The sequence below is a fragment of the Citrobacter sp. C13 genome, assembly GCF_014596815.2.
Taxonomy (GTDB): Bacteria; Pseudomonadota; Gammaproteobacteria; order Enterobacterales; family Enterobacteriaceae; genus Citrobacter; species Citrobacter portucalensis.
In genome coordinates this window covers 4,030,967-4,056,850 of record NZ_CP115024.1, presented here as the reverse complement: position 1 = coordinate 4,056,850, position 25,884 = coordinate 4,030,967, and the positions used below count along the sequence as shown (strand labels likewise).

The window sequence follows — 25,884 nt, the reverse complement described above, 5'->3', positions numbered from 1 at the left end:
GAAAATCTCAGGCTTTTATTTTTGGTTCTGTTCTCACTTCCACTCCAGGCTTACCTGTTCAACAACGATATTTGTCTCTGCTTTCTCCGGCAAGGTATGTGCGACACTTGCAAATCCGGGTAATGTCTTCCATACCAATGGGTCTCCAATAACAAAAATGTGTTTTTTAGCACGGGTAAGGGCCACGTTCAGAAGATTAGGTTTGCTCGAAGCCCATTCTGCGCCGCCGCGATTGTGTACATCACATCCAAGAACAAAAATAACGATGTCGTTTTCTTTCCCCTGAAAAGTATGGACTGTACCAACACAGCTTTTTTGCCACTCTTTAATTTCTTTATGTTTTAGTCGCGGTGAGTATTGTTGCCAGCTGGCCAGCTCTCTTTGTTCAATCAGTTCCAACAAAGCATATTTAACAGCCTTGAATGGAGTAATAACGTAAATAGACCCCAGATCTATATTTTCCGTGAGTAGACGGTCCAGCAGTGTAATCAGGCTTTGACCGTGACTATCTCGGTACTGCTTGTCTCCCAAACCGCCTCTTGAAACCAACCAGTGGTTTTCAAGTTCGCCATTGACAAGACGGCTACAGATTTTGTCTGTATCAAGCCCGTGAATCATCCGGTTATTGTATGCCAGTTTATTAGCAATACTGAACATGGGTTCGATACAACGGCGATGTACCCATAATGGGATCCCAATCCAGATGTTATTGTTCATCATCTCTAATTTGCAGCCCCAATGATTGACGCGATCGGCAACCTGTTGGACTGAGAGCTTTTCTGGATTCCACTTTTCAGCATGCTCGTGTAGAAGGTCCTGACAAAGGTGCCTAACCAGTGATGGAGAGGTGGTGAATACAGGCTCAATCTGTAACGGATCGCCCACAACGAGTACGCGTTTGGCGCGCCATATGGCGCCGACGGCCTGTTGAGGTGATGCCTGGCCAGCTTCATCGATCATTACCCAGCCAAGCTCGCCGCCTTTTACTCCATGCAGCATACGTCCCACTGAGGCAAAGGTTGTAGAGAGTACCGGGACAAACATGCATAACGTTTGCCACCAGGGGAGTGGCGTGGGCTCAAGATGAGGGGAATTTAAAAAATTCCTCAGGCGGAGCAGGAACATTTCTCTAAAGCGATCAACGCTCCCCATTGCCTCGTAAAGCCAGGCTTGATGAAGATCCATCGCAGCCATAAACAACAGTGAGCGTTGGCGGTTGATCTGAGCGTTTTGCCAGAATGCGGTGCGCTGTAAGCCAGCATTATCGATGGGTTTATGGCTATCAGGTAGAGCTATTCCTGAAAACTTATCCTTCAGGTCCCGCAATTTTTGTTCTATTTCCTCGCGCTGCAGGGCAATCCTGTCTATTTCTTGCTGTAAGCGGCGTTTTTGGGCGTCTGCCTCATTCAGTTGTTTACGCTGTTCAGAAATGAGCTGTGTTTTGTGTATTAATGATGCGCTAAGCGTTAAAAGATGCTGTTGTGTGTTACGTAATGATGTCTGGTAAGTCTGTACCTTTTTACGATTGAGCAAACGAGTCAGCAGGCCAGGTGCATCGGCTTCTTCTATTTTTTGCTGTTGCTTGGCATGCTGAATCTGTTTTTCAATTACGTCCTGCTCAGCTTCAAATTCCTTAAGTGCGCTAAGCCGCTCTTGACATCGCACTGCCGCTTTTGCCATGTCCGAAGACAAAACATCAGATGAACAGTAAGGTTTTTTTGCCAGCAGTTCGGCTAATTCTGCTAACTGTTTTTGCAGCTCTTCTGTTGTTTTCAGGCAGTGAATGAAATGCTGCTTTGCTGCGGTAAAAGAGAGTTTATTGTGGCAAGACTTCCAGCGCCAAAGGCTGAGAAAGTTTTCGTTGTCCGGTCTAGCCATTTCGACTGATGTGTCGCGTAAAAAATGCTCATCAAACAGTAATCTTTGGGCGAATTTTGTACGATTTGTTTTTCTTCCAAGAGCTACTGAAATTAATCCCCAACACTGTTTTTCTGTCGCAAGAGGACGAAAGAGATGGTAATTACGCTCAGTTCCTTTTCCATCTTTATCTCTTTTATGCGCAGATTTGGGCAGGGATTTTGCTGCAACTTGATTTGCGGTCGGTGACAAATAGTCAAGAGAACGAAATTCTTCGGCCAGCGATTTCTTTTGCGGTAATTCGTTAGAGATATTTTCTACGGCTGCATTATTGGATGAGGCCACAATCATTTCGAAACCGGTCAGTTCCGGGACGATAAAGCCTTCATGGGTAAGCGTATCTTCCACATTGCTGAAGCCCGCAAGGATTCTCGCTCGTTCAACGACATTATGCGCAACTAAATCACGCAGCAACGTCGTTTTCCCCGTTCCCGGAGGCCCATTTACTGATAGTAATCCACCTTCAGCAAGCTCTTCTACCGCCGTATTTATTGCAAACTGCTGCATTAATGACATCGCGTGCTCTGGCTCTGAAGGCCAACGCCCCAGAGGCATTTTAGTCGGATGCAGCTTATCGATAATGGCTGTTAGTCCTTTCTGAGAATAGAGATCCGGGTTTCTGTGAACAAGGTGAGTGAGGTAAGTATTGAGTGTTCGGCATCGAGTGTCTTCCAATGATGACATTGCATCTTCAATATCCTCAAAAAAGAAGCTATTTAAGATGGGAAGTACTAATGCCTTTTCATTGTCGCTTATGAGGTCTTCCGTTTCGCTAGCTTCTTCTTGTTCCGTGTCCTGGCTCTCATTGTTGCCGTTAAACCAGTCAATTTGTATTGCATATTGCCATTCAGGTGCAAAGTCCGCCCATGATGTTAAATGAGTGTCGAGCAGCGTGAGAATATTGCTTGCGCGCAATACTCCCGGGCCTTTTTCCCTTACGGGCTCTAACGTAACGCAGAAATCATTGAATGTATCGGCAAGATGCATACAATCGACCGCGAAGACTGATGAGTCGAGTTTGTGGAATTGACGTTTTTTAAGATGGCCCAACGCCCAGGGTAGCGAACTTACCGACAGTTTATCTCTCGTGGGTACACCTTCTCCGTTCAACTGCATCTTAGCAAAACAGGTTGTCCCTTCCTGATCCAAGCGCTGTTCGCATTCGTCGTCATTTTCCTCATTTGTTCCAAGAACCTCCTGACTAATACGGCTGACGATATTTTTCTCAAATAGCCCTACGTGAACAATAAATGATGCCTTCGGCGGAATGTCATATTGCTGGCGTAATTTCTCTGAATGCCACGGAAGTGAAGCATCACCTAATGTAATGAGTTTTTTTAGTGGGATCAGCAGGCTTTTATCTTTTCTTTCAAGCGTATAAGGCTGAAAAAATTCTATGCGTTGCCAGGTTCTCAATATTTCTTGCGGGAGAGGTGTCGAGTCCATCTTAGCTCTTTGATTATTATCCCAATATATCAATGAATACGAGAATACTCTGATCCAAGAATTTTTGAAGATCTGAGAGGAGGAATCATTCTCTCTGGCGGTAATGGCACAGGCAGAACATCTTGATGATTGCTGAAATTTTTACTCGTAAAATCCGATCTATCCATAATGAATAATCTAATTTTAACGAGCTTTTTGAGGGTGTAAGATAGTATTTACGAAGTATTCACCCAATAGAGAGAATAAAAGTGAAACATCTGCATCGTTTTTTTAGTAGCGACGCCTCGGGGGGCATCATTCTGATCATCGCAGCCGTGGTCGCTATGCTGATGGCAAATATCGGGGTTACCAGTGGATGGTACCACGCCTTTTTGGAAACGCCCGTTCAACTGCGGGTTGGCGCGCTTGAGATCAACAAAAATATGCTGCTGTGGATCAACGACGCGTTGATGGCGGTGTTCTTCCTGTTGATTGGTCTGGAGGTGAAGCGCGAGTTAATGCAAGGCTCGCTGGCCAGCCTGCGTCAGGCGGCGTTTCCGATCATTGCCGCTATCGGGGGCATGATTGTCCCGGCGCTGCTGTACCTGGCATTCAACTATGCCGATCCCATCACCCGTGAAGGGTGGGCGATCCCGGCGGCAACGGATATCGCTTTTGCATTAGGTGTGCTGGCGCTGTTGGGCAGCCGTGTGCCGCTGGCGTTGAAAATCTTCCTGATGGCGTTGGCGATTATTGATGACCTCGGCGCTATCGTCATCATCGCGCTGTTCTATACCAGCGATCTCTCGCTGCTGTCGCTGGGTGTTGCCGCATGCGCGATCCTCGTTCTGGCGGCATTGAATCTGTGCGGTGTAAGACGCACCGGTATTTATATTCTGGTTGGCGTAGTGCTGTGGACGGCTGTACTGAAGTCCGGTGTGCATGCAACCCTGGCGGGCGTGATCGTGGGCTTCTTCATTCCATTGAAGGAAAAACACGGACGTTCACCGGCGAAGCGACTGGAGCATGTTCTGCATCCATGGGTGGCATACCTGATCCTGCCACTGTTTGCCTTCGCTAACGCGGGCGTTTCACTGCAGGGCGTCACTATTGATGGACTGACCTCGGTATTACCGCTGGGTATCATTGCTGGCCTGTTGATCGGCAAACCGCTGGGTATCAGCCTGTTTTGCTGGCTGGCATTACGCCTCAAGGTGGCGCAATTGCCGGAGGGAACGAACTTCCAGCAGATTATGGCGGTCGGTATTCTTTGCGGCATTGGCTTTACGATGTCGATTTTTATTGCCAGCCTGGCGTTTGGCAATGTCGATCCTGAGCTGATTAACTGGGCGAAACTGGGGATCCTGATTGGCTCCTTACTGTCGGCGGTTATTGGTTACAGCTGGTTACGCACCCGGTTGAACGCGTCAGCCTGACGGGATAACCCTTTTGTGACAATTTTCAGGGAGAGAGTATGTCTCATATAAACTACAACCATCTGTACTACTTTTGGCATGTCTATAAAGAAGGGTCAGTGGTTGGTGCAGCAGAAGCGCTTTATCTGACACCGCAGACCATTACCGGGCAGATTAAAGCGCTTGAGGAACGCTTACAGGGAAAATTGTTTAAGCGGAAGGGGCGTGGGCTGGAGCCCAGTGAGTTAGGCGAATTGGTTTTTCGTTACGCGGATAAGATGTTCACCTTAAGCCAGGAAATGCTGGATATCGTGAACTACCGCAAAGAGTCTAATTTGCTGTTCGATGTCGGCGTGGCGGATGCGCTATCGAAGCAGTTGGTCAGTAGCGTACTGGATGCCGCTGTGGTTGAAGATGAACAAATCCATCTGCGTTGTTTTGAATCAACGCATGAGATGCTGTTGGATCAACTCAGCCAACATAAGCTGGATATGATCATCTCCGACTGCCCGATCGATTCTACGCAGCAGGAAGGGTTGTTCTCAGTGCGGATAGGCGAGTGCAGCGTGAGTTTTTGGTGCACCAAACCGCTGCCTGAAAAACCATTCCCGGCCTGTCTGGAAGAGCGCCGATTGTTGATCCCTGGGCGCCGTTCGATGCTCGGACGTAAGCTGCTGAACTGGATCAACTCACAAGGATTGAATGTCGAAATCCTCGGTGAGTTTGATGACGCTGCGCTGATGAAAGCGTTTGGGGCAACGCATAATGCCATTTTCGTTGCGCCTACGCTGTATTCGCACAATTTCTATGCCGATGATTCTATTGTTGAAATTGGACGCGTAGAAAATGTGATGGAAGAGTATCACGCCATATTTGCGGAAAGGATGATCCAGCATCCGGCGGTGCAGCGTATCTGCAATGCGGACTACTCGGCGCTCTTTACGCCAACGAACAAATGACAGACATAAAAAAACCCGCTTGCGCGGGTTTTTTCACAAAGCGACAACAAGCAGGCGATTAAGCCAGTTTGTTGATCTGTGCAGTCAGGTTTGCTTTATGACGTGCAGCTTTGTTTTTGTGGATCAGACCTTTAGCAGCCTGACGGTCCACGATTGGTTGCATTTCGTTAAATGCTTTCAGTGCAGTAGCTTTGTCGCCAGCTTCGATAGCTGCGTATACTTTCTTGATGAAAGTACGCATCATAGAGCGACGGCTAGCGTTGTGCTTGCGGGCCTTTTCAGACTGAACGGCGCGCTTCTTAGCTGATTTGATATTAGCCAAGGTCCAACTCCCAAATGTGTTCTATATGGACAATTCAAAGGCCGAGGAATATGCCCTTTTAGCCTTCTTTTGTCAATGGATTTGTGCAAATAAGCGCCGTTTAAATTGCAGCACTCGTTGCGTAGTGATGGCGCAGGATTCTACCAGCTTGCGTGGCGTGAATACAGCTTTTCCACGAGAAAAATTGCATTGGCGTGCCCGTGAAGGTCTGCAATTTGTTTCATAACAATGAAAACAATCCTCTTTCTGTTTCGTAGAAACAATCGCCGGTTAACGTTGACCGCGGTACAGGGTATACTTTCACGATTTTCACTGTTTTGAGCCAGACATGAAGCTGATACGAGGCATACATAATCTCAGTCAGGCCCCGCATGGGTGTGTGCTGACTATTGGTAATTTCGACGGCGTGCACCGTGGTCACCGTGCGTTGCTGCAGGGTTTACGGGAAGAAGGGCGCAAACGCAATTTACCGGTGATGGTGATGATTTTCGAGCCGCAGCCGCTAGAGCTGTTTGCGACCGACAAGTCACCTGCGCGCCTCACTCGCCTGCGCGAAAAACTGCGTTATCTGGCGGAATGCGGCGTGGACTACGTGCTGTGCGTGCGTTTTGACAGGCGCTTTGCGGCATTAACGGCGCAGACCTTCATCAGCGATCTGCTGGTTAAGCGCCTTGGTGTACAATTTCTTGCCGTTGGTGATGATTTCCGCTTTGGCGCTAGCCGTGCGGGCGATTTCTTGTTATTACAGGAAGCGGGCGCTGAGTATGGTTTTGATATCACCAGCACCCAAACCTTCTGCGAAGGCGGTGTGCGCATTAGCAGCACCGCGGTACGTCAGGCGCTGGCAGAAGATAACCTGCAACTGGCCGAAAGCCTGCTTGGGCATCCTTTTACTATCTCAGGACGTGTCGTTCATGGTGATGAATTAGGGCGCACCATCGGTTTTCCGACGGCAAACTTACCGCTGCGTCGCCAGGTTTCTCCGGTAAAAGGGGTTTATGCAGTTGAAGTGATGGGACTGGGTGACAAACCTTTACCCGGCGTCGCCAACATCGGCACCCGCCCGACGGTAGCAGGCGTACGCCAACAGTTGGAAGTGCATCTATTGGACGTTGTAATGGACCTGTATGGTCGCCATATAGATGTAGTACTGCGTAAAAAAATACGCAGCGAACAGCGATTTGCCTCGCTGGATGAGCTAAAAGCGCAGATTGCGCGTGATGAGTTGACTGCCCGTGAATTTTTTGGGCTAACAAAACCGGCTTAATGCCTATACGAGTTTTAAATACGGAACCGAGAATCTGATGAGTGACTATAAATCAACCCTGAATTTGCCGGAAACAGGGTTCCCGATGCGCGGCGATCTCGCCAAGCGCGAACCGGGAATGCTGGCGCGTTGGACTGATGATGACCTGTACGGCATCATTCGTGCGGCCAAAAAAGGCAAAAAAACCTTCATTCTGCATGATGGCCCTCCTTATGCGAATGGCAGCATTCATATTGGTCACTCGGTTAACAAGATTCTGAAAGACATTATCGTGAAGTCCAAAGGACTCACGGGCTATGACTCGCCTTACGTTCCGGGCTGGGACTGCCACGGTCTGCCGATCGAGCTGAAAGTAGAGCAGGAATACGGCAAACCGGGCGAGAAGTTTACCGCCGCAGAGTTCCGTGCCAAGTGCCGCGAATACGCAGCGACCCAGGTTGACGGTCAGCGTAAAGACTTTATCCGTCTTGGCGTACTGGGCGACTGGTCGCATCCGTACCTGACCATGGACTTCAAAACCGAAGCCAACATCATTCGTGCGCTGGGTAAAATCATCGGTAACGGTCACCTGCACAAAGGTGCGAAGCCGGTGCACTGGTGCGTTGACTGCCGTTCCGCGCTGGCGGAAGCGGAAGTTGAGTATTATGACAAAACCTCCCCGTCCATCGACGTAGCGTTCCACGCTGCCGATCAGGATGCGGTGAAAGCGAAATTTGGCGTTTCTGACGTCAACGGCCCGATCTCTCTGGTTATCTGGACCACTACCCCGTGGACGTTACCGGCGAACCGCGCAATCTCTCTGGCACCTGATTTTGACTATGCGCTGGTGCAGATTGACGGCCAGGCTGTGATTCTGGCGAAAGATCTGGTTGAAAGCGTTATGCAGCGTATTGGCGCGGCTGAATACACCATTCTCGGCACCGTTAAAGGCGCTGAGCTGGAACTGCTGCGCTTTACCCATCCGTTTATGGGCTTCGATGTACCGGCTATCCTTGGCGATCACGTTACGCTGGATGCGGGTACCGGTGCGGTTCATACCGCTGGCGGTCACGGTCCGGATGACTACGTCATCAGCCAGAAATACGGTCTGGAAATCGCTAACCCGGTTGGCCCGGACGGCGCATACCTGGCGGGTACCTATCCGGATCTGGACGGCGTGAACGTCTTTAAAGCCAACGACAAAATCGTTGCGCTGCTGAGCGAAAAAGGTGCGCTGCTGCACGTTGAGAAGATGCAGCACAGCTACCCATGCTGCTGGCGTCACAAGTCACCGATCATCTTCCGCGCGACCCCACAGTGGTTCGTCAGCATGGATCAAAAAGGCCTGCGCGCACAGTCGCTGAAAGAGATCAAAGGCGTGCAGTGGATCCCGGACTGGGGCCAAGCGCGTATTGAATCGATGGTTGCTAACCGTCCTGACTGGTGTATCTCTCGTCAGCGTACGTGGGGTGTGCCGATGTCTCTGTTTGTTCACAAAGACACCGAAGAGCTGCATCCGCGCGCTATCGAACTGATGGAAGAAGTGGCTAAACGCGTTGAGGTTGACGGCATCCAGGCGTGGTGGGATCTCGATCCGAAAGATATCCTCGGCGACGAAGCTGACCAGTATGTCAAAGTCCCGGATACGCTGGACGTGTGGTTCGACTCTGGTTCAACCCACTCTTCCGTCGTGGACGTGCGTCCTGAGTTTGCAGGCCATGCGGCAGATATGTATCTGGAAGGCTCTGACCAGCACCGTGGCTGGTTCATGTCATCTCTGATGATCTCCACCGCCATGAAAGGCAAAGCACCTTATCGCCAGGTACTGACCCACGGTTTTACCGTTGATGGTCAGGGCCGTAAGATGTCCAAGTCTATCGGTAACACCGTTTCTCCGCAGGATGTGATGAACAAACTGGGCGCGGATATTCTGCGTCTGTGGGTTGCTTCAACCGATTATACCGGTGAAATGGCCGTTTCTGACGAAATTCTGAAACGTGCTGCCGACAGCTATCGTCGTATCCGTAACACCGCGCGCTTCCTGCTGGCGAACCTGAATGGGTTTGATCCGGTTAAAGACATGGTGAAACCGGAAGAGATGGTGGTTCTGGACAGGTGGGCGGTAGGTTGTGCGCAAGCGGCGCAGGACGAAATCCTGAAAGCCTATGAAGCCTATGACTTCCACGAAGTGGTACAGCGCCTGATGCGCTTCTGCTCCGTCGAAATGGGTTCGTTCTACCTCGACATCATCAAAGACCGTCAGTACACCGCGAAAGCGGACAGCGTGGCGCGTCGTAGCTGCCAGACTGCGCTGTTCCATATCGCTGAAGCGCTGGTTCGTTGGATGGCGCCGATCATGTCCTTCACCGCCGATGAAATCTGGGGCTACCTGCCGGGCGATCGTGAGAAGTATGTCTTTACCGGTGAATGGTACGAAGGTCTGTTTGGCTTAGGCGAAACCGAGGCGATGAACGATGCCTTCTGGGACGAGCTGCTGAAAGTGCGTGGCGAAGTGAACAAAGTCATCGAACAGGCACGTGCGGATAAGAAAGTCGGTGGTTCTCTGGAAGCGGCAGTGACCCTGTACGCTGAACCTGAGCTGGCGGCGAAACTGACCGCGCTGGGCGAAGAGTTGCGTTTTGTACTGCTGACCTCTGGTGCGACGGTTGCGGATTATGCAGCGGCTCCTGCTGATGCTCAGCAGAGCGAACTGCTCAAAGGTCTGAAAATCGTACTGAGCAAAGCCGAAGGTGAGAAATGCCCGCGCTGCTGGCATTACACTACCGACGTCGGCCAGGTGGCGGAACATGCAGATATCTGCGGACGCTGTGTCAGCAACATCGCCGGTGATGGCGAACAACGTAAGTTTGCCTGATGAGTAAGCCTCTTTGTTCAACAGGACTACGCTGGCTGTGGCTGGTGGTAGTCGTGCTGATTATCGATTTAGGCAGCAAATACCTGATCCTCCAGAACTTTGCTCTGGGGGATACGGTGTCGCTGTTTCCGTCGCTTAATCTGCACTACGCGCGTAACTACGGTGCGGCGTTTAGCTTCTTAGCTGACAGCGGCGGCTGGCAACGTTGGTTCTTTGCCGGCATCGCCATCGGTATTTGCGTCATCCTGATGGTGATGATGTATCGCTCGAAGGCGACGCAGAAGCTGAACAACATCGCGTATGCGTTAATCATTGGCGGTGCGCTGGGCAACTTGTTCGACCGCCTGTGGCACGGCTTCGTGGTTGATATGATTGACTTTTACGTCGGCGACTGGCATTTCGCGACCTTCAATCTGGCCGATACTGCTATCTGTATCGGCGCGGCATTGATTGTGCTCGAAGGCTTCCTGCCGTCGAAAGAGAAAAAAGCCGCATAAAAAAATGCCGGATGGCGCTATGCTAATCCGGCCTACAATATACTGCGATCCTTGTTGGCCCGGTAAGCGTAGCGCCACCGGGCAAACAGGCGGCAGCAATTTTAAAGAGCAACCTGCATGTCTAAATCAGTACAGAGTAACAGTGCGGTGCTGGTGCACTTCACCCTTAAGCTCGACGATGGCTCAACCGCAGAGTCAACCCGCAATAACGGCAAGCCTGCACTGTTTCGCCTGGGTGACGGTTCTCTGTCTGAAGGACTGGAACAACACCTGCTGGGGCTAAAAGAAGGTGATAAAACCACTTTTGCTCTGGAACCGGATGCCGCCTTTGGCGTGTCAAGCCCGGACTTAATTCAGTATTTCTCGCGTCGGGAATTTATGGACGCGGGCGAGCCAGAAATTGGCGCTATCATGCTCTTTACCGCAATGGACGGCAGTGAGATGCCTGGTGTGATCCGCGAAATCAACGGTGACTCGATCACGGTTGATTTCAACCATCCGCTGGCCGGGCATACCGTTCATTTTGATATTGAAGTGCTGGAAATCGAACCGGCACTGGAGGCGTAAAATGCAGATCCTGTTGGCCAACCCGCGCGGTTTTTGCGCTGGCGTAGACCGCGCTATCAGCATTGTGGAAAACGCGCTGGCTATTTATGGCGCGCCGATTTATGTCCGTCACGAGGTGGTGCATAACCGCTATGTGGTGGATAGCCTGAGCGAGCGCGGCGCTATTTTTATTGAGCAAATCAGCGAAGTGCCGGATGGCGCGATCCTGATTTTTTCCGCTCACGGCGTGTCTCAGGCGGTGCGTAACGAAGCCAAAGGCCGCGACCTCACGGTTTTTGATGCAACCTGTCCGTTGGTAACGAAAGTGCATATGGAAGTTGCCCGCGCCAGCCGTCGTGGCGAAGAATCCATTCTGATTGGTCACGCCGGGCACCCGGAAGTTGAAGGCACAATGGGTCAGTACAGCAACCCGCAAGGGGGAATGTATCTGGTTGAATCACCGGATGATGTGCTGAAACTCAATGTGAAAAATGAAGGAAAATTATCCTTCATGACACAGACAACGCTTTCCGTTGACGACACTTCTGACGTTATTGATGCGCTGCGTCAACGCTTCCCGAAAATTGTCGGGCCGCGCAAAGACGATATCTGTTATGCCACCACCAACCGTCAGGAAGCGGTTCGCGCGCTGGCGGAACAGGCTGATGTTGTGCTGGTGGTCGGCTCGAAGAACTCCTCTAACTCCAACCGTCTGGCTGAACTGGCCCAGCGCATGGGGAAAGCTGCGTATTTGATTGACGATGCGACCGACATCCAGGAAGCGTGGGTGAAAGAAGCGAAGTGTGTGGGCGTGACGGCCGGAGCCTCGGCGCCGGATATCCTGGTGCAAAATGTGATTGCTCGCCTGCAAGAGCTTGGCGGTGGGGAAGCGATCCCACTGGAAGGCCGCGAAGAGAACATCGTTTTCGAAGTGCCGAAAGAGCTGCGTGTGGATGTTCGTGAAGTAGAGTAAGTCTTTTCGGTTACGATTATGAGAAGATGCCAGACTTAACGTCTGGCATTTTTTTATGGAGAAACCATGCGCTTACCGATCATTCTTGATACCGATCCCGGCATTGATGATGCCGCCGCCATTGCCGCCGCGCTGTTTGCCCCTGAGCTGGATCTGCAACTGATGACCACGGTAGCAGGCAATGTGTCTGTGGAAAAAACCACCCGTAATGCGTTGCAGTTGCTGCACTTCTGGAATGCGGATGTTCCGCTGGCGCAGGGGGCATCAATGCCGCTGGTACGGCCGCTGCGTGATGCCGCTTCCGTGCACGGCGAGTCCGGTATGGAAGGGTATGAATTTGTCGAACACGACCGCCAGGCGATGGCAAAACCCGCTTTCCAGGCGATTCGCGATGCGTTGATGCATGCCCCGCAGCCCGTGACGCTTGTAGCGATTGGCCCGCTGACCAACATTGCGCTGCTGCTGACTCATTATCCTGAATGCGTATTCAACATTCAGCGTCTGGTGATTATGGGCGGCTCTGCCGGGCGCGGGAACTTCACACCCAACGCCGAGTTTAATATTGCTATCGATCCCGAGGCCGCCGCGAAAGTCTTCCAGAGTGGGCTGGAGATTGTGATGTGTGGGCTGGATGTCACTAATCAGGCTATGCTCGCCCCGGACTATCTGGCGACGCTCCCCCAGCTTAACCAGACGGGGAAAATGCTGCATGCGCTGTTTAGCCATTACCGTAGCGGCAGTATGAATACGGGGCTGCGAATGCACGATCTGTGCGCTATTGCCTGGCTGGTGCGCCCGGAACTATTTACCCTGCAGTCGTGTTTCGTGGCGGTTGAAACCCAGGGCGAATATACCTCGGGTACGACGGTGGTGGACATCGAAGGGCGCCTGGGGCATCCGGCAAATGCGCAGGTTGCGCTGGGCCTGAACGTTGAAGGTTTCCAGCAGTGGGTGGCAGAGGTATTTGCCCGCGCGCTGTAATCAGGTGTTGTGCAACGGCACCTTCTCACTGAGATAATCAATCATCGCCCGCATTCTGGCGGGCATATGTTGATTGCGCGTCCATAGCAGCCACAGTTCCCCGCTGTAGTCGCTGATAAATTCCCATTCTGGCAGTACCTGGACAATCTCGCCATTGGCGAGTGCCTCGCTGGCGGTGAACAGTGGCAGGCTGCCGATTCCCAGATCCTTTTTTACCGCGTCCAGACGCACACCGGTGTGGTTGGCGGCGTAACGGCCATAAGTCTGAATGGTCTCCATGCGCTCACCGCGTCGAAACTTCCAACGTGAATCCGCAGGTGTCTCGCCAAGACTGATACAGCTATGCTCGCGCAGTGCCTGCGGATGCTCGGGCGTACCGTGCTTGCGTAAGTATTCGGGGGTTGCGCATATCACATGACTGACCGGCATCAGCGGTTTCCCGTACAGGCCCGGGGAGGGCGACTGGCTGATGCGCAGTGCAAGGTCGACGCCGTCGTCGATTAAATCCATATACCGGTCTTCCAGCCGAAGGCAGACGTCCACTTGCGGGTAGCGCGCAAAGAATTCGGCCATCAGCGGATGAATGACAAATCGCCCCACCGCTTTCGGCACGCTGAGGGTCAGTTGCCCTTGCGCGATGGTTTGTCGACTGCTGCCTGAGTCGACAGCCATTTGTGCCGCATGCAGCATTTCCTGCGCGTGTGCATACACAATTTTGCCCGTTTCGCTGAGCGCCAACTTGCGCGTCGTACGGTGCAGCAGCTTACTGCCCAACGCCTTCTCGAGACGTGAAGCGCTGCGGCTAATAGCGGAAGGCGTAGCACCCGAGGCTTTGGCGGCGGCGGAGAAGCTCCCTTGCTCGATAATCAACACAAAGGTGGCAAGGTCGGGAAGAAGGTTAGGATTCATTTGTGCGTACCAGGCAAAGATGCATTGAACCAGCGCAGGATTATCGCCGTCAGTAAAGTGAATATACTCTTCCCATCAAAAGGAGAGCAATCATGACTGAACGTCTTTATTACACCAGCGATAACACTGAAGGCCAGGCTAACTTACTGAGTTGCTCGGCTGAGCCGGATGGACGGTACGCGGTGGTACTGGATAGAACCCTTTTTCACCCGCAGGGAGGCGGGCAGCCTGCGGATGCGGGCTGGATTGATGATGAGCGGGTTGAAACAGTCCTCGCGCGCGGTGACGATGTGGTGCACATCGTGGCAAAACCGCTCCTCCCCGGCATCGTGAACCTGCGTGTGGATGCCGCGCTGCGTCAACTGCACGCCCGCCTGCACTCGGCAGGACATCTTATCGGCCTGGCGGGTACAGCGTTCGGCTGGCTCCCGGTGAAAGCACACCATTGGCCCAATGAGGGGCGCATTACTTTCGCCGCCGGTGAAAACGGCACGTTACCGGATACGCTATCGCTGCAGGAGAAAATCAACGCCTGGCAGGCAGACAATCTCTCCAGACAAGTGACATTCACCGATGGGTTGCGGCAGGTTGGATTTGGTCATCTCCTTGCTTATCCCTGCGGAGGGACGCATGTTGCGCATCTCTCTGAGATTGGGCCGGTGACGATTACTCAGGTGAAGATGAAAAAAGGGCAAATGATCGTCAACTACACGCTCGTGCCATAAAACCACACTCGCGAAAATATCTACGCAGACTGGCTGGTTTGTGCTCGTATTTCCGTCGTTTTCCCATCATTTTGCGCCATACTGAGTAAGTTTGACTTCTTTCCTGTGCTCCAGCAATGATTCATCCTGCGGGATGAATCATGTCTTTTACTGATATTCCCCTCTGTTTATCATTAAATTCTAATTATGGGTGTTTTCAGCTAGCGGCCTCCGGGCGCGCTGGTTACTCTGAAAACGGTTTACGCAATTTTTATAAAAGAGAATAGCTATGCATGAAGCACAAATCCGTGTCGCAATTGCCGGCGCCGGTGGCCGCATGGGACGGCAGTTAATCCAGGCCGCCATGGCGATGGAAGGTGTTCAATTGGGTGCCGCGTTAGAGCGCGAAGGCTCGTCCTTACTGGGAAGTGATGCCGGAGAATTAGCGGGGGCCGGAAAAACGGGCGTTACCGTGCAAAGCAGCCTTGACGCGGTGAAAGATGATTTCGATGTTTTCATCGATTTTACCCGTCCGGAAGGCACGCTGGCGCATCTGGCGTTTTGTCGTCAGCACGGTAAAGGGATGGTGATTGGCACCACCGGCTTTGACGATGCCGGTAAACAGGCTATTCGTGATGCCGCGCAGGAGATTGCGATCGTTTTCGCCGCGAACTTTAGCGTCGGCGTGAACGTTATGCTTAAGCTGCTGGAGAAGGCGGCGAAAGTGATGGGCGATTACACCGATATTGAGATTATTGAAGCTCACCACCGCCATAAAGTTGATGCGCCGTCAGGCACTGCGCTGGCGATGGGCGAGGCGATTGCCGGGGCGCTGGATAAAGATTTAAAAGAGTGTGCCGTCTATTCGCGTGAGGGTTACACCGGCGAGCGCGTACCGGGCACGATCGGTTTTGCCACGGTGCGGGCGGGGGATATCGTCGGTGAGCACACCGCGATGTTTGCTGATATTGGCGAGCGTATTGAGATCACGCATAAAGCGTCCAGCCGCATGACTTTTGCCAATGGCGCAGTGCGTTCGGCAATTTGGCTAAAATCAAAGTCAAATGGTCTTTTTGATATGAAAGATGTGCTTGATTTACGCAGTTTATAGCTTTAATTACCCTTCGTGATGTGGTTATTGTAATCATAATTGTTTGATTACATAGGGCAATATTTTATTGCCCTTTTATTTTTAGCTTCTGAATGTGTTTTTTCTTTTTATTGGTTATTTTTCCGTATTTTGTTGGGTGATCCTGTTATCTCAATGTAAATTTTGACCAAATGGTCCACTTTTTTCTCTCCCGCATTCTGTTTTTACACTCTTTGCCTGCCGCAAGCGTTTTCCACCCCGAGTTAGCTGATCTTTTTGCCTGTTAAATCGTGTGATTTATCCCAGTGGCGCAAAATAATAATAAAAATTGCCCTTTTGGGTAGACTTTTACGTGGGCTATCTCTAGAATGCCGCCGTTTGCCAGAAATCCATAGGTAAGCAAATTTGCATTGATTCATGAGGTGTTAATGAATTAATATGCAAATAAAGTGAGTGAATATTCTCTGGAGGGTGTTTTGATTAAGTCAGCGCTATTGGTTCTGGAAGACGGAACCCAGTTTCACGGTCGGGCCATAGGGGCAACAGGTTCGGCGGTTGGGGAAGTCGTTTTCAATACTTCAATGACCGGTTATCAAGAAATCCTCACTGATCCTTCCTATTCCCGCCAAATCGTCACTCTTACTTATCCTCATATCGGTAATGTCGGCACCAATGAAGCCGATGCAGAATCTTCTCAGGTACATGCGCAAGGCCTGGTCATCCGCGACCTGCCGCTGATTGCCAGCAACTTCCGCGATACCGAAGACCTCTCTTCTTACCTGAAGCGCCATAACATTGTGGCGATTGCTGATATCGATACCCGTAAGCTGACGCGTTTGCTGCGTGAAAAGGGTGCACAGAACGGCTGCATCATCGCGGGCGATAACCCGGATGCGGCGCTGGCACTGGAAAAAGCGAAAGCCTTCCCGGGCCTGAACGGTATGGATCTGGCGAAAGAAGTGACCACCGCGGAGCCTTATAGCTGGACGCAGGGGAGCTGGACGCTGGCCGGTGACCTGCCGGAAGCAAAATCCGCCGATGAACTGCCGTTCCACGTTGTGGCTTACGATTTCGGCGCCAAACGTAACATTCTGCGTATGTTAGCGGACCGCGGCTGCCGCCTGACGGTTGTGCCGGCAAAAACCTCTGCAGAAGAAGTCCTGAAGATGAATCCGGACGGTATCTTCCTGTCCAACGGCCCTGGTGACCCGGCACCGTGCGACTACGCGATTACCGCGATTCAGAAATTCCTCGAAACCGATATTCCGGTATTTGGCATCTGCCTCGGCCATCAGCTGCTGGCGCTGGCGAGCGGTGCGAAGACCATTAAGATGAAGTTTGGCCACCACGGCGGCAACCATCCGGTAAAAGATATTGATAACAACACCGTGATGATCACCGCACAGAACCACGGTTTTGCTGTAGATGAAGCCTCCATGCCTGCCAACCTGCGCGTGACCCACAAGTCACTGTTCGACGGCACCTTGCAGGGGATTCATCGTACCGATAAACCGGCGTTTAGCTTCCAGGGGCACCCTGAAGCGAGTCCGGGTCCGCACGACGCTGCACCGTTGTTCGACCACTTTATCGAGTTAATTGAGCAATACCGTCAGTCCGCGAAATAATCAGGAGTAAAAGAGCCATGCCAAAACGTACAGACATAAAAAGTATCCTGATTCTGGGCGCGGGTCCGATTGTTATCGGTCAGGCGTGTGAGTTTGACTATTCCGGCGCGCAGGCGTGTAAAGCCCTGCGTGAAGAGGGTTACCGCGTTATTCTGGTGAACTCCAACCCGGCAACCATCATGACCGACCCGGAAATGGCCGATGCCACCTACATCGAGCCGATTCACTGGGAAGTGGTACGCAAAATTATTGAGAAAGAACGCCCGGATGCGGTGCTGCCAACCATGGGCGGTCAGACAGCGCTGAACTGTGCGCTGGAACTGGAACGCCAGGGCGTACTGGCTGAGTTCGGCGTGACCATGATTGGCGCAACGGCGGATGCCATTGATAAAGCGGAAGACCGTCGTCGCTTCGATATCGCGATGAAGAAGATTGGTCTCGACACCGCACGTTCAGGCATCGCTCACACCATGGAAGAAGCGCTGGCGGTTGCCGCTGACGTTGGCTTCCCGTGCATTATCCGCCCTAGCTTCACCATGGGCGGCACCGGTGGCGGTATCGCCTACAACCGCGAAGAGTTCGAAGAAATCTGCGAACGCGGTCTGGATCTTTCCCCAACCAACGAGCTGCTGATTGATGAATCACTGATTGGCTGGAAAGAGTACGAGATGGAAGTGGTGCGTGATAAAAACGACAACTGCATCATCGTCTGCTCCATCGAAAACTTCGATGCGATGGGCATCCATACCGGTGACTCCATCACCGTAGCACCTGCCCAGACGCTGACCGACAAAGAATATCAAATCATGCGTAACGCCTCGATGGCGGTACTGCGTGAAATCGGCGTAGAAACCGGCGGTTCTAACGTCCAGTTTGCGGTAAACCCGAAAAACGGTCGCCTGATTGTCATCGAGATGAACCCGCGCGTATCCCGCTCCTCGGCGCTGGCGTCCAAAGCTACCGGCTTCCCGATTGCGAAAGTTGCCGCCAAGCTGGCCGTAGGTTACACCCTCGATGAACTGATGAACGACATCACCGGTGGCCGTACTCCGGCCTCGTTTGAACCGTCCATCGACTACGTTGTGACGAAAATACCACGCTTCAACTTCGAGAAATTCGTTGGTGCTAACGACCGCCTGACCACGCAGATGAAATCTGTCGGTGAAGTGATGGCGATTGGCCGTACCCAGCAGGAATCGTTGCAGAAAGCGCTGCGCGGTCTGGAAGTGGGCGCGACCGGCTTCGACCCGAAAGTAAGCCTGGACGACCCGGAAGCACTGACTAAAATCCGTCGTGAGCTGAAAGACGCTGGCGCTGAGCGTATCTGGTACATCGCCGATGCCTTCCGTGCTGGCCTGTCCGTCGATGGCGTGTTCAACCTGACCAACATCGACCGCTGGTTCCTGGTGCAGATTGAAGAGCTGGTACGTCTGGAAGAAAAAGTCACCGACCTTGGCATCAACGGCCTCGACGCTGACTTCCTGCGCGTACTGAAGCGTAAAGGCTTCGCCGATGCGCGTCTGGCGAAACTGGCCGGCGTTCGCGAAGCGGAAATCCGCAAACTGCGCGACCAGTACAATCTGCACCCGGTCTACAAACGCGTGGATACCTGTGCGGCAGAATTTGCCACCGACACTGCTTACATGTACTCCACCTATGAAGATGAGTGCGAAGCGAACCCGTCCGTTGACCGCGATAAAATCATGGTGCTGGGCGGTGGTCCAAACCGTATCGGTCAGGGCATTGAGTTTGACTACTGCTGTGTACACGCCTCGCTGGCGCTGCGCGAAGACGGTTACGAGACCATCATGGTCAACTGTAACCCCGAAACCGTTTCAACTGATTACGACACCTCTGACCGCCTGTACTTCGAGCCGGTCACGCTGGAAGACGTACTGGAAATCGTGCGTATCGAGAAGCCGAAAGGCGTCATCGTACAGTACGGCGGACAGACCCCGCTGAAGCTGGCGCGTGCGCTGGAAGCGGCAGGTGTGCCGGTTATCGGTACCAGCCCGGATGCCATCGACCGCGCCGAAGACCGCGAGCGTTTCCAGCAGGCGGTTGACCGTCTGAAGCTGAAACAACCGGCGAACGCTACCGTAACGGCTATCGAACAGGCTGTTGAGAAGGCGAAAGAGATTGGCTACCCGCTGGTAGTGCGTCCGTCGTATGTTCTCGGTGGTCGCGCGATGGAAATCGTCTACGACGAAGCCGACCTGCGTCGCTACTTCCAGACCGCAGTCAGCGTTTCTAACGATGCGCCGGTACTGCTGGATCGTTTCCTTGATGACGCGGTTGAAGTGGACGTGGACGCTATCTGCGACGGTGAAATGGTGCTGATTGGCGGCATCATGGAGCATATCGAACAGGCGGGCGTACACTCCGGTGACTCCGCATGTTCTCTGCCTGCTTACACCCTGAGCCAGGAAATTCAGGATGTGATGCGCCAACAGGTGCAGAAACTGGCCTTCGAACTGCAGGTTCGCGGTCTGATGAACGTCCAGTTTGCGGTGAAGAATAACGAAGTTTACCTGATTGAAGTGAACCCGCGTGCGGCACGTACCGTTCCGTTCGTCTCCAAGGCAACTGGTGTACCGCTGGCGAAAGTCGCGGCGCGCGTGATGGCCGGGAAAACGCTGGCACAGCAGGGAGTAACCAAAGAAGTAATCCCTCCGTACTACTCGGTAAAAGAAGTGGTGCTGCCGTTCAACAAATTCCCGGGCGTTGACCCGCTGTTAGGGCCAGAAATGCGCTCTACCGGGGAAGTGATGGGCGTGGGCCGTACCTTCGCAGAAGCGTTCGCCAAGGCACAGTTGGGCAGCAGCTCCACCATGAAAAAACAGGGGCGTGCGCTGCTCTCCGTTCGCGAAGGCGATAAAGAGCGCGTGGTGGACCTGGCAGCGAAACTGCTGAAGTTTGGCTTCGAGCTGGATGCGACGCACGGGACCGCGATTGTGCTGGGTGAAGCGGGTATCAATCCACGTCTGGTGAACAAGGTGCATGAAGGTCGTCCGCACATTCAGGACCGTATCAAGAATGGCGAGTACACCTATATCATCAACACCACCGAAGGTCGTCAGGCGATTGAAGACTCCAAGCTGATTCGCCGCAGCGCGCTGCAGTACAAAGTGCATTATGACACTACGCTGAACGGCGGTTTCGCCACAGCGATGGCGTTGAATGCCGATGCCACCGAGAAGGTAACATCGGTGCAGGAAATGCACGCGCAGATCAAAAAGTAATAAACAAAAGGTCCGGTGAATATTGCTCTAACCAGACCTGTAATATAATTTTGAAAGGGTTTCTGTAAAGAAACCCTTTTTTTGTCTTGCGTAAGGTCATTCCTGGACAAGTCCGTTTCCGTAACCACATTTTCAATGTAATAAGCACGATATTGCTCACACTAATCAACATTCAAGTCGCATACTATCCTTTATATCCACAATTTTAATATGGCTTAGTTTTTATTAATTTGGACAGGCCGTAGCCAGATTTTTAATTTGTGAAAATGGTGTGCTTATGTGTGAAAAATATGTTGAAAGACCGCTTTATTTGTTAATTGCTGACTGGATGATGGCCGAGGATCGTTGGATCACCGCAAAGGAAATTTCCCGCCATTTTGATATCGAGCACTGCAAAGCAATTAATACGCTCTCTTATATTCTGTCGGAAGTGGGAGAAATTGTTTGTGAAGTTAAGATGATCCCTAATCAGATTGCCGGTCGGGGTTGTCAGTGCCAGCGTCTGGTGAAAGTCGTGAGTATTGACTCTCATCTCTACAGCCGACTGAATCACAATTTGCAGGAGAAAAAGGTGAGCATGGCGAAAACGCCACGCCTGTCTGCCGTTCCTCCAACAGAGCTCAACCGTGAGCAGAAATGGCAGATGATGCTCTCCAAGAGTATGCGTCGCTAATAATCAGTTTGCCTGATGGCGGCATAAACGGTGATTGACGCGTAGGCCGGATAAGCGTGAGCGCATCCGGCATCAATTACTGTGCTGATTTGGGTTTTACGTCCGTTGTGCCTTTCAGGCGTGGCCGGTTTTCTTCGACCCGCGTTAAGGGCAGTGTTTCGTGTAGACCTGTGTGGCAGCGGATTGCAAGATCCTGATACTCTTTGGTGTTTAGCCGTTTCCAGTGCAGTTCCTGGTCCGTGACTTCACGCAATACGCGAGCGGGTGAGCCAACCAGCATCTGCCTTGCCTCTCCCTGAAATCCGGCTTTGACAAAGCTCATGGCGGCGACAATGCTCTCTTCGCCAATCACTGCGCCGTCCATAATGACGCTGTTCATGCCGATCAGCGCATCTCTGCCCACCACGCAACCGTGCAGGATTGCGCCATGGCCGATGTGTCCGTTCTCATGCACAATGGTATCGGTGTCACAGTAGCCGTGCATGATGCAGCCATCCTGCAAATTAGAACCAGCCTCCAGGATCAAGCGACCATAGTCACCGCGCAATGACGCGTGGGGGCCAATATAAACTCCGGCACCCACTATGACATCGCCAATCAGCACGGCGCTGGGATGGACAAAGGCATCCGGATGTACCACCGGAATCAGGCCCTCAAAGGCGTAGTAGCTCATCGTTTTATCTCGGTTTTATTGCCGGATCAGCGAATCGCTATCCGGCATCGGCTCATTAACGACCTTTCCACACCGGGTCGCGTTTTTCTGCAAACGCCTGCGGACCTTCAAGCGCATCTTCCGAATGCAGTACAGATGGATAGTGCTTCAGCACGCCGCTGCGGATGTAGCGGTAGCCTTCTTCCACCGGCATTTCGCTGGTGGTGCGGTAAATCTCTTTCAGTGCGGCGATCGCGAGCGGGGCGCTATTCACCAACTGCTGCGCCAGTTCACGCGCGCTATCCATCAGTTCGCTCTGGCTGACAACGCGGTTGACGATGCCCCAGCGCAGCGCTTCTTCGGCGCTCATTCGTCTGCCGGTCATCACCATTTCGTTGACGATTGCCGGTGGCAGCAGCTTAGGCAGACGCAGTACGCCACCGCTGTCTGGCACGATCCCGAGCTTGGCTTCCGGTAGTGCGAAGCTGGCGTTATCCGCGCAGACGATAAAATCCGCTGCCAGCGCCAATTCAAAACCACCGCCAAACGCATAGCCGTTTACCGCAGCGATGACCGGTTTATCGAGGTCGAAGATTTCGGTTAAACCGGCAAAGCCGCCTGGGCCAAAATCGGCATCCGGCGCTTCACCTTCAGCCGCCGCTTTTAAGTCCCAGCCCGCAGAAAAGAATTTCTCACCGCCGCCGGTGATAATCGCTACGCGTAATTCCGGGTCGTCACGAAAATTAAGAAACGCTTCACCCATGGCAAAGCTGGTTTTGGCGTCAATGGCATTGGCTTTAGGTCGGTCGAGGGTAATTTCCAGGATCGGGCCGTTACGGGTCAGATGTAATGATTCACTCATAGTTCATCTCCAGATAAATAGATTTCCCGGCAGGAGGAGTTCCTGTCGGAAGGGTTATTTCAGATTTTTTTTGATTATTTTTCCTGAACAATTGCGCGGCAGGTCGGTTCTTATCTCCATAAAAGAGGGAACCTTGAATTTCGCCATATTGTTTTCGCAGAAGCTGAAGAACTCGGCTTCGCTTAATGTTTCACCTTCATTAAGGACGATAAACGCTTTAATGGCTTCATCACGGATTGAATCTTTAATACCGACAACCACAATGTCCTGAATTTTCGGATGCGCAGAAATAATATTTTCCAGCTCGACGCAGGAGACATTTTCCCCGCCGCGTTTAATCATGTTGCAGCGTCTGTCGACGAAATAAAAATAGCCATCCTCATCCTGATAGCCTGAATCACCGGTATGTAACCAGCCCCCGGGCTCCAGCGCTTTGGCGGTAGCCTCCGGCTGCGCGTAGTACTCTTTGAAGATGGTTTTGCCCGGCACGCCTTTAATACAGATTTCGCCAATTTCTCCGGCGGGCAGGGGACGGTTGTGATCGTCACGGATTTCGGCTTCATAGCTAAATCCCACGCGGCCAATGGAGGGCCAGCGTCGTTTGTCTCCGGGACGGTCGCCGATAATACCGACGATGGTTTCAGTCATACCGTAGGAGGTCAGCAGCCTGACGCCAAAGCGTTCGGTAAAATCGTCTTTTTCCTGCTCGGATAAATTGAGATAGAACATCACTTCGCGCAGGTGATGCTGTCTGTCGGTTGGTGCAGCGGGCTGCACCATTAGCGTTCTGATCATCATCGGAATGCATTCAGTAACCGTCGCCTTATATCTATGCACCTGATTCCAGAACGCCCTGGCACTGTACTTCTCTAGCAGCACAAAGGTGCTGCCAGCGGAGAATGCGGGCATTGCGGCGGTACACTGACAGTCGATATGAAACGCGGGCATCACCGTCATGTAGACGTCATCATCGCGCAGGGCGATTTGCCAGGCAGAGTAGTAGCCTGCAAACCGCAGGTTGTAGTGGGTAATTACCACCCCTTTAGGCCGTGAGGTGGTGCCTGAGGTAAACAGAATTTCCGCCGTATCGTCAGTGGATAACGCGGGCGTATAGCACAGCGTGGTGGACTGGCGGGATTGCAGTTGGGTAAAGTGACTCACACCGTCGTCAGTCGGAAGCTGTTCGCCAATCAGACAGATATGATTAAGCGGGGTGCTATTTTCCAGCCGTATCTGGCGGTACATAGGATAAAACTGGGCGCTGGTGACCAGCAGACTTACCTGGCTGTTTTGCAGGATCCAGGCACTTTCTTCACCCAGCAAGCGGGCATTAATCGGTACCATGATGGCGCCAATTTTTGCCAGCCCAAACCAGCAAAAAATGAATTCCGGACAGTTATCCAGATGCAATGCGACCTTATCGCCCTTGCGGATCCCTAAGGAATGGAACAGGTTTGCCGTGCGGTTAATCTCTTCATTGAGCGAGGCATAGCTAAACTGCCGAACGACTCCTTCGCAGGATTCGAAAATTAACGCCGTTTTATCTCCGTACACCCCGGCCAGGTCGTCCCACATCTGACGTAAGTTTTGTCCGCCAACGATATCCATATTGCTTTATCCACTGAAATCAGGCGTGAGCGCTAACCATCGAGGGGTCAGCGCGTCGCGTTTATTCCTCAACTCTGGCCAGGCCTTTGCCGACCAGCTCATTTATGTCTGCTTCGCTATAACCAATATTTTTCAGAATGGCGGCAGTATCCATGCCATGTGACGGCATGCCGCGCCAGATTTTCCCCGGGTTGTTTTTAAATTTCGGCATGATGTTTGGCCCTTTGCAGGTGCGGCCATCCATTGTTTGCCACTGAGTAATAGATTCACGGGCAACGTACTGCGGGTTGCCTTCCAGTTCAGGAATAGTCAGCACCTTCGCGCAGGCGATGTTCAGCTCAGCAAAGCGCGTCTGGACTTCGGCGATGGTGTGCGTTGCCAGCCAGGCGTCCAGTTTCTCTTCCACAAGCGGGCCGTAAGGGCATTCCACACGATGGATAAGCTGGGTGCCTTCCGGGACTTCCGGTGTGCCAAGAATGTGGGCGAGGCCAATATCCTTGAAGCATTCGTTGATTTGCGTGATGCCGACCAGCTCCATGACGATATAGCCATCGGCGCATTTATACAGGCCGCAGCCAGCGTAATATGGGTCTTTGCCTTTGGTCATGCGTGGGCAAATTTCGCCGCCGTTGAAGTAATCCATCATGAAATACTGACCCATGCGCAGCATCACTTCGTACATAGCGATATCGATGCTTTCACCTTTACCCGTTTCGCGCACTTTGTGCAGGGCTGCCAGCGCTGCTGTCGTTGCGGTCATCCCGGAGAAGTAATCGGCGGTGTATGGGAAGGCGGGCATTGGCTGATCCACGTCGCCGTTTTGGATCAGATAGCCGCTGAACGCCTGTGCGATGGTGTTATACGCCGGAAGATTGGTGTACTCCTCGGTTCCAAACTGGCCGAAGCCGGAAAGGTGGGCGATAACCAGTTTCGGGTTATGTTCCCACAGCACTTCATCGGTAATACCGCGGCGGGCAAAGGCTGGGCCTTTACTGGCTTCAATGAAAATATCGGTGGTTTCCATCAGCTTCAGAAACGCTTCCCGGCCTTCATCTTTGAAAATATTCAGCGACAGGGCGTGCAGGTTACGGCGTGAGAGCTGCGGGTAGTTAGGCTGCACGCGGATGGTATCGGCCCATGCGACGTTTTCAATCCAGATAACCTCGGCGCCCCATTCGGCGAACATCTGTCCGGCGAAAGGACCGGCAATTTCGATCCCTGAAAAGACAACGCGTACCCCGGAAAGCGGGCCGAAGGCTGGCATTGGTAAATGATTCATCATTTTTCTCCTGGCATTTATGGGTGTCCATGTAGGCCGGATAAGGCGCTCGCGCCGCCATCCGGCATTGAGTGCCTGATGGCG

The 25,884-nt window shown here is 52.4% G+C and carries 20 protein-coding genes and 1 pseudogene; 14 read left to right on the top strand and 7 right to left on the bottom strand.

Going from position 1 to position 25,884, the window contains the following annotated elements:
* Positions 1 to 33: 33 nt before the first annotated feature.
* A complete protein-coding gene (locus tag IB222_RS19375) occupies positions 34 to 3,363 on the bottom strand; it encodes an ATP-binding protein (protein WP_149384474.1) in 3,330 nt (1,109 codons plus the stop codon).
* Positions 3,364 to 3,611: 248 nt separating this feature from the next.
* Here IB222_RS19375 and nhaA point away from each other — a divergent pair, with 248 nt between their 5' ends.
* Together nhaA and nhaR are read left to right on the top strand one after the other, a co-directional pair.
* Positions 3,612 to 4,778, top strand: coding sequence for a Na+/H+ antiporter NhaA (gene nhaA / locus IB222_RS19370; RefSeq protein WP_126319304.1), 1,167 nt, complete (start codon positions 3,612 to 3,614; stop codon positions 4,776 to 4,778).
* Between the two features lie 38 nt (positions 4,779 to 4,816).
* A complete protein-coding gene (gene nhaR / locus IB222_RS19365) occupies positions 4,817 to 5,716 on the top strand; it encodes a transcriptional activator NhaR (RefSeq protein ID WP_003829732.1) in 900 nt (299 codons plus the stop codon).
* Positions 5,717 to 5,774: 58 nt separating this feature from the next.
* Here the strand turns inward: nhaR and rpsT are convergent, their stop codons facing one another.
* A complete protein-coding gene (rpsT, locus tag IB222_RS19360) occupies positions 5,775 to 6,038 on the bottom strand; it encodes a 30S ribosomal protein S20 (protein WP_003018940.1) in 264 nt (87 codons plus the stop codon).
* Positions 6,039 to 6,143: 105 nt separating this feature from the next.
* Between rpsT and IB222_RS19355 the strand changes: the two are divergent.
* The 7 genes and pseudogenes from IB222_RS19355 to rihC all read left to right on the top strand — a co-directional run bounded on the left by IB222_RS19355 (position 6,144) and on the right by rihC (position 13,156).
* Positions 6,144 to 6,359, top strand: a pseudogene (locus IB222_RS19355) (DUF2575 domain-containing protein).
* 7 nt (positions 6,360 to 6,366) lie between these two features.
* On the top strand, positions 6,367 to 7,305 hold the full coding sequence (ribF, locus tag IB222_RS19350) for a bifunctional riboflavin kinase/FAD synthetase (protein WP_003829725.1): 939 nt from the start codon (positions 6,367 to 6,369) through the stop codon (positions 7,303 to 7,305).
* A gap of 37 nt (positions 7,306 to 7,342) precedes the next feature.
* The gene (gene ileS, locus IB222_RS19345; protein WP_003829724.1) at positions 7,343 to 10,159 is read left to right on the top strand and encodes an isoleucine--tRNA ligase; all 2,817 of its coding nucleotides are present in this window, start codon (positions 7,343 to 7,345) and stop codon (positions 10,157 to 10,159) included.
* Positions 10,159 to 10,656, top strand: coding sequence for a signal peptidase II (gene lspA / locus IB222_RS19340; protein ID WP_003018932.1), 498 nt, complete (start codon positions 10,159 to 10,161; stop codon positions 10,654 to 10,656). The genes ileS and lspA overlap by 1 nt, the downstream gene beginning before the upstream one ends.
* 117 nt (positions 10,657 to 10,773) lie before the next feature.
* The gene (fkpB, locus tag IB222_RS19335) at positions 10,774 to 11,223 is read left to right on the top strand and encodes an FKBP-type peptidyl-prolyl cis-trans isomerase (protein ID WP_003829721.1); all 450 of its coding nucleotides are present in this window, start codon (positions 10,774 to 10,776) and stop codon (positions 11,221 to 11,223) included.
* 1 nt (position 11,224) lies between these two features.
* Positions 11,225 to 12,175, top strand: a complete 951-nt coding sequence (gene ispH, locus IB222_RS19330) for a 4-hydroxy-3-methylbut-2-enyl diphosphate reductase (RefSeq protein ID WP_149384473.1) — start codon at positions 11,225 to 11,227, stop codon at positions 12,173 to 12,175.
* Positions 12,176 to 12,241: 66 nt separating this feature from the next.
* On the top strand, positions 12,242 to 13,156 hold the full coding sequence (gene rihC / locus IB222_RS19325; RefSeq protein WP_126319298.1) for a ribonucleoside hydrolase RihC: 915 nt from the start codon (positions 12,242 to 12,244) through the stop codon (positions 13,154 to 13,156).
* Here rihC and IB222_RS19320 read toward each other — a convergent pair whose 3' ends face one another.
* Positions 13,157 to 14,065: a LysR family transcriptional regulator gene (locus tag IB222_RS19320; protein ID WP_126319296.1), complete on the bottom strand. Its 909-nt coding sequence runs from the start codon at positions 14,063 to 14,065 to the stop codon at positions 13,157 to 13,159. It abuts the gene before it with no gap.
* 92 nt (positions 14,066 to 14,157) lie between these two features.
* On the opposite strand from IB222_RS19320, the gene IB222_RS19315 reads away from it, so the two are divergent.
* The 5 genes from IB222_RS19315 (at position 14,158) to caiF (ending at position 21,399) form a co-directional block, all read left to right on the top strand.
* Positions 14,158 to 14,790 (top strand): hypothetical protein, encoded by a 633-nt coding sequence (locus tag IB222_RS19315; RefSeq protein ID WP_003829712.1) that lies wholly within the window; start codon positions 14,158 to 14,160, stop codon positions 14,788 to 14,790.
* A gap of 268 nt (positions 14,791 to 15,058) precedes the next feature.
* Positions 15,059 to 15,880: a 4-hydroxy-tetrahydrodipicolinate reductase gene (gene dapB, locus IB222_RS19310; RefSeq protein ID WP_008786159.1), complete on the top strand. Its 822-nt coding sequence runs from the start codon at positions 15,059 to 15,061 to the stop codon at positions 15,878 to 15,880.
* A gap of 455 nt (positions 15,881 to 16,335) precedes the next feature.
* Positions 16,336 to 17,484, top strand: coding sequence for a glutamine-hydrolyzing carbamoyl-phosphate synthase small subunit (carA, locus tag IB222_RS19305; RefSeq protein ID WP_079937123.1), 1,149 nt, complete (start codon positions 16,336 to 16,338; stop codon positions 17,482 to 17,484).
* Between the two features lie 17 nt (positions 17,485 to 17,501).
* The gene (gene carB / locus IB222_RS19300; protein WP_003829707.1) at positions 17,502 to 20,726 is read left to right on the top strand and encodes a carbamoyl-phosphate synthase large subunit; all 3,225 of its coding nucleotides are present in this window, start codon (positions 17,502 to 17,504) and stop codon (positions 20,724 to 20,726) included.
* A gap of 277 nt (positions 20,727 to 21,003) precedes the next feature.
* Complete coding sequence (gene caiF, locus IB222_RS19295; protein WP_003829705.1) at positions 21,004 to 21,399, top strand: carnitine metabolism transcriptional regulator CaiF; 396 nt, start codon at positions 21,004 to 21,006, stop codon at positions 21,397 to 21,399.
* Positions 21,400 to 21,475: 76 nt separating this feature from the next.
* Here caiF and caiE read toward each other — a convergent pair whose 3' ends face one another.
* From caiE to caiB, 4 genes are all read right to left on the bottom strand, one after another.
* Positions 21,476 to 22,072 carry a carnitine operon protein CaiE gene (caiE, locus tag IB222_RS19290; protein ID WP_149335412.1) on the bottom strand — a complete coding sequence of 199 codons (597 nt, stop codon included), beginning with the start codon at positions 22,070 to 22,072 and terminating at the stop codon, positions 21,476 to 21,478.
* Between the two features lie 55 nt (positions 22,073 to 22,127).
* On the bottom strand, positions 22,128 to 22,913 hold the full coding sequence (gene caiD / locus IB222_RS19285) for a crotonobetainyl-CoA hydratase (protein ID WP_063941087.1): 786 nt from the start codon (positions 22,911 to 22,913) through the stop codon (positions 22,128 to 22,130).
* Between the two features lie 54 nt (positions 22,914 to 22,967).
* Positions 22,968 to 24,521 (bottom strand): crotonobetaine/carnitine-CoA ligase, encoded by a 1,554-nt coding sequence (caiC, locus tag IB222_RS19280; RefSeq protein ID WP_149384472.1) that lies wholly within the window; start codon positions 24,519 to 24,521, stop codon positions 22,968 to 22,970.
* Between the two features lie 61 nt (positions 24,522 to 24,582).
* On the bottom strand, positions 24,583 to 25,800 hold the full coding sequence (gene caiB / locus IB222_RS19275; protein ID WP_126319874.1) for an L-carnitine CoA-transferase: 1,218 nt from the start codon (positions 25,798 to 25,800) through the stop codon (positions 24,583 to 24,585).
* Positions 25,801 to 25,884 lie beyond the last annotated feature (84 nt).